This window comes from Kitasatospora sp. NPDC007106 (assembly GCF_040634455.1).
Classification (GTDB): domain Bacteria; phylum Actinomycetota; class Actinomycetes; order Streptomycetales; family Streptomycetaceae; genus Kitasatospora; species Kitasatospora arboriphila.
The window spans coordinates 1-4,482 of the sequence record NZ_JBEYFP010000493.1 but is presented as its reverse complement, the minus strand read 5'-3'; the positions used below and the strand labels follow the sequence as shown (position 1 = coordinate 4,482).

Below are 4,482 nucleotides of genomic sequence, written 5' to 3'. Positions count from 1 at the left end.
TATTACTTCGCCCCCCCCCCTCTACATAAACACCAACCACAAACCACCTTCCCCCACCCCCCCAACGTCCCTCACACCCCCGCGCCCCCCCGGGGGGGCCGGGGGGCCCCCGACCGGGCCGCGGCCTCAGGCCTTGGTGGTCTCCACCTCCGGTGCCTGCGGCTGTGCGGGGACGGCACCGGTGTGCGGGTCGGCGAGCGCGGACTCGTCGAACGGCAGGCCGCCGGCCAGGACGAGGTCGAGCCGCTCGCGGTCGAGCTCGCCCGTCCAGTGGCCGATCAGCACGGTGGCCACCGCGTTGCCGGCGAAGTTGGTGAGCGCCCGCGCCTCCGACATGAAGCGGTCGATGCCGACGATCAGGCCGACGCCGTCGACCAGCTCCGGCCGGTGCGACTGCAGGCCGCCGGCCAGCGTCGCCAGGCCGGCGCCGGTGACCCCGGCCGCGCCCTTGCTGGCGATCACCATGAAGAGCAGCAGCGAGAGCTGCTGGCCCAGCGACATCGGCTTGTCCATCGCCTCCGAGATGAAGATGGAGGCCATGGTGAGGTAGATCGCGGTGCCGTCCAGGTTGAAGCTGTAGCCGGTCGGCACGGTGATGCCGACGACCGGACGGCTGACCCCGAGGTGCTCCATCTTGGCGATCAGCCGGGGCAGCGCGCTCTCCGAGGACGAGGTGGAGAGGATCAGCAGGAACTCCCGGCCGAGGTAGCGCAGCAGCGAGAACACGTTGACCCCGGCCACCAGCCGCAGCAGCAGGCCGAGCACCACGGCGACGAACAGCGCGCAGGTCAGGTAGAAGCCGAACATGATCATGGCGAGGCTCTTCAGCGCGGCGGTGCCGGTGGCGCCGACCACCGCGGCGATCGCGCCGAAGGCGCCGATCGGGGCCACCCACATGATCATCGACATGATGCGGAACACCAGCCGCTGCAGGTGCTCGACGCCGCGCAGCACCGGCGCGCCGACCGGGCCCATCGCCTGCAGGGCGAAGCCGGCCAGCAGGGCCACCAGCAGGGTCTGCAGCACCTTGCCCTCGGTGAGGGCGGAGAAGAGCGTCGTCGGGATGATGCCGAGCAGGAAGTCGGCCGTCCCGGTGGCCTCGCCCGCCGCCGCCTGGGCGTGCCCGGACTTGGCCAGGGCACTCGTGAGGTGCAGCCCGGAGCCGGGCTCGATCAGGTTGCCCACCAGCAGGCCGATGCCCAGCGCCACGGTGGACATCACCAGGAAGTAGCCGAGCGCCAGTCCGCCGACCCGGCCGACCTTGGCCGCCTTGGTGACCGAGCCGATGCCGAGCACGATGGTGCAGAAGATCACCGGGCTGATCATCATCTTGATCAGATTGACGAAGCCCGTGCCGATCGGCTTCAGCTCCACCGCCGCGTCCGGCGCGGCGAGACCGACGACGATGCCCGCGGCCACCGCCGCGATCACCGCCAGGTAGAGGTAGTGCGTACGGTCGACTCTGCGGCGGACTGCTCCTGCGCTCGACATTCCACGGCTCCTTCGCCCAGCTGTCCCTGACGGCCCCGGGGGGAGGGCCGGTGAAGACTATGGGTGCCGGAGTGACGGGGGTCACGTTTGCGTTCATAGAGTTCACACCGGACGGTGCCGCCGCCGGGGGAGGACCGTGCACACTGGCCGGTATACCACCGCCGGGGCCCGGGTGACGGCGGTGACGCGGTCGTCGGTGGGGCCCTCGGCCGGGGTGGCGAGGGTGTCGGTGACCTGGAGGGTGCCGTTGATGCCGGGGCCGAAGGCGGTGGCGAGCCGGTCGTAGGCGGTGCGGCTCGCGGAGCCGGTGGCGTTGGATCCCGCGTCGAGCTGGCCGAAGGCGAGCTGGGCGGCGGGCAGCGCGAGGGCACCGACCAGGAGGGTCGCGGCGATCAGGCAGCGCCACGGCCGGGCGGCGACGACCTCGGCGATCCGCCCCCAGCCGCGGGGGCCCGCCTGGTCCGCCTTCGCGCCGCGCCGGGGCCTCGCGGCGAGGCGGGGGCCGAGCAGGACGAGGACGGCGGGCAGCAGGGTCAGGTTGATGCCGACGGCGACGAGGACGGCGATGCCGGGGGCGAGCGCGAGGGCGTACAGCAGCGGGATGCCGCCGAGGGCGAGGCCGGCGAGTGCGGCGATCACGGCGCTGCCCGCGAAGGCGACCGCCTTGCCGGAGCCGGCCGTGGTGCGGACGGCGGCCTCCTCGCGGCCGACTCCGGCGGCGAGGAGTTCGCGGAAGCGGGTGAGCCCGAAGAGGGTGTAGTCGATGCCGACGCCGAGGCCGATCATCGCGGCGATGGTCTCGCCGGAGGACGGCATGTCGACCAGGTGGCCGACCAGTCCGAGCACCGAGAGCGAGATGCCGAGGCCGAGTCCGCCGGCGAGCAGCGGGAGGCCGGCCGCGACCAGGCCGCCGAAGGTGAGGGCGAGGACGACGAAGGCGGCGGCGAGGCCGATCGCCTCGCTGTGGCCGGTGGAGCCCTTGTCGACGGCGGCGGCGAGGAAGCCGCCCGGGGTGACCTCGATGCCGGCCGCGGTGGCCGGGGCGGCCGCGGCGGTGATCCGGTCGGTGATCCCGGGGGTGATCTCGCGTCCGGTGACGTCGAGTTCGACCGACAGGTAGCCGGTGCGGCCGTCGGCGGAGATCGCCTTGGCGCCGGCCGGGTCGTACGGGGTGGTGACGGCCACGACGTGGTCGACGCGGGCGATCGCGGCGGCGGCCTGCTTCACGGCCTCGGTGCTCGCGGGCGAGGTGAGCAGCGGCCCGTCGGCGGCGGTGTGCAGGACGAGCGGCTGGCGTCCCGAGGCCGAGCCGGGGAAGGCCTCGTCGCCGAGGTCCCGGGCGGCCTGGCTGTCGCTGCCGGGGATGGACACCGCCTCGGTGGTGACGCTGCCCAGCACGCCGACCGCGGCGAGGGCCGCGGCCAGGAGGAGCAGCCAGGCGGCCACCACGCGTTTCGGTCTGCGGGCGCACCAGCGCCCCACGGCGGTGAACATCGGCACACCGGCCTTCCGTACGGGGACGGGGTGACGCCGGGCCCCCCGCCGAACTCATTGCACTCTCCGTGCAATCAGTACGTTGCACTGGCGGTGCAATAATGTCAACGTGACGGAAGGAGGCCCGGGCATGCCGCAGAACCCCGACCCCGGACGGCCCGCGGAGGGCCGGACCGCGCGACCCTCTGACAGTCCGGCCGCGCGGCCCGTGGACGGCCGGACCGAACAGCCCGCGGACGGCCGCACCGAACGCGGGCGGCTGACCCGCGAGAAGATCGCCGACGCGGTGCTGTCGCTGTTCGACGAGGGCCTGGTGCAGTTCCCCGCCGAGCGGGTGGCCGAACGGGCCGGCGTGTCACGGCGCCTGGTGTTCCACCACTTCGCGGACATGGCGCAGCTGACCGACACCGCCGTCACCCGGCGGATCGACCAACTGCTCTCCCAGATCAAGCCGTTGCCGACCGACGGCCCGCGAGAGCTGCGGGTCGCCGCCCTGGCGGAGCAGCGCGGCCGGATCCTGGAGTGGCTCACCCCGACGCGGCTGGCCATGATGCGGCTGGAGAACCCGTCGGAGCGCGTCCAGGAGGCGGTGCGGATGATGCTCGACTACGGCCGGACGCGGATCTCGGAGATCTTCGCCACCGAGCTGGACCGGCTGCCCGAGGCCCGCCGCACCGACCTGCTCAACGCACTGGACGCCGCCACCACCTGGAGCACCTGGCACCACTGGCGCAGCTCCGGGCTCGACGTGGCGGCCGCCCGCCGCACCATGGCCACCGCCGTCCACGCCCTGCTCGCCGCCACCGACCGCCCGGAGACCGTCCCCGACCCCCCGGACGGGTGACGGTCCGCAGGACCGCGGGGCGTCCTCGGAGAAATCGTCGGCGGCGGTGTCGGATCGGGGCGCAGGCGTTCGTAGAAGGGGTGAGCGGCCGCCCGTGAGGGGCGCCCCCGAAGCACAGGAGATGGTTCACGATGCAGTACCTGTTCTCGGTGATCCACGACGACTCCCGCCTCGCCACCGCGGAGGAGATGGCGGCGATCGACGTGTTCAACGACGGGCTCCGGGCCGAGGGCCACTGGGTCTTCGCCGCCGGCCTCGGCGGACCCGACACCGCGACCGTGATCGACAACCGCGGTGAGGAGACGCTGTTCACCGACGGGCCCTTCGTGGAGTCGAAGGAGTACCTGGTCGGCTTCTGGATCGTCGAGGCCGCCGATCTCGACGTGGCCCTCAAACTGGCGTCCGAGGGCTCGAAGGCCTGCAACCGGAAGGTCGAGGTGCGTCCGGTCCTGTGAGCACGACCGACGTCCGGGAGGCGGTCGCCCGCGCCCACCGCGAGGAGTGGGCCCGCGCGGTCGCCGCCCTGACCAGGCGTTTCGGTGACCTCGACACCGCCGAGGAGGCGGTGGCCGAGGCGTTCGCCACGGCGGTCGAGCGGTGGCCGGCCGACGGCGTGCCGCCCAACCCCGGTGCCTGGCTGACCACCACCGCCA

At 73.2% G+C, this 4,482-nt stretch carries 4 protein-coding genes and 1 pseudogene; 3 read left to right on the top strand and 2 right to left on the bottom strand.

Annotated features, from left to right (window positions below; all coding sequences use genetic code 11):
• Positions 1-126 precede the first annotated feature (126 nt).
• Both ABZ641_RS26885 and ABZ641_RS26880 read right to left on the bottom strand, forming a co-directional pair.
• Positions 127-1,491, bottom strand: a complete 1,365-nt coding sequence (locus ABZ641_RS26885) for a cation:dicarboxylase symporter family transporter (protein ID WP_344626331.1) — start codon at positions 1,489-1,491, stop codon at positions 127-129.
• Between the two features lie 102 nt (positions 1,492-1,593).
• A complete protein-coding gene (locus tag ABZ641_RS26880; protein WP_359985706.1) occupies positions 1,594-2,940 on the bottom strand; it encodes an MMPL family transporter in 1,347 nt (448 codons plus the stop codon).
• A 175-nt stretch (positions 2,941-3,115) separates the two neighbouring features.
• Between ABZ641_RS26880 and ABZ641_RS26875 the strand changes: the two genes are divergently transcribed.
• From ABZ641_RS26875 to ABZ641_RS26865, 3 genes and pseudogenes are all read left to right on the top strand, one after another.
• On the top strand, positions 3,116-3,829 hold the full coding sequence (locus ABZ641_RS26875) for a TetR/AcrR family transcriptional regulator (protein ID WP_359985703.1): 714 nt from the start codon (positions 3,116-3,118) through the stop codon (positions 3,827-3,829).
• Between the two features lie 131 nt (positions 3,830-3,960).
• Positions 3,961-4,284: a YciI family protein gene (locus ABZ641_RS26870; protein ID WP_344628406.1), complete on the top strand. Its 324-nt coding sequence runs from the start codon at positions 3,961-3,963 to the stop codon at positions 4,282-4,284.
• A pseudogene (locus tag ABZ641_RS26865) lies at positions 4,281-4,482 on the top strand (RNA polymerase sigma factor); the annotation flags it as partial. The gene ABZ641_RS26870 and the pseudogene ABZ641_RS26865, both read left to right, overlap by 4 nt.

Excerpts from the sequence above, each read along its gene's own strand:
- ABZ641_RS26885 (WP_344626331.1), bottom strand. The coding sequence starts at position 1,491 with ATGTCGAGCGCAGGAGCAGTCCGCCGCAGAGTCGACCGTACGCACTAC.
- ABZ641_RS26875 (WP_359985703.1), top strand. The coding sequence starts at position 3,116 with ATGCCGCAGAACCCCGACCCCGGACGGCCCGCGGAGGGCCGGACCGCG.
- ABZ641_RS26870 (WP_344628406.1), top strand. The coding sequence starts at position 3,961 with ATGCAGTACCTGTTCTCGGTGATCCACGACGACTCCCGCCTCGCCACC.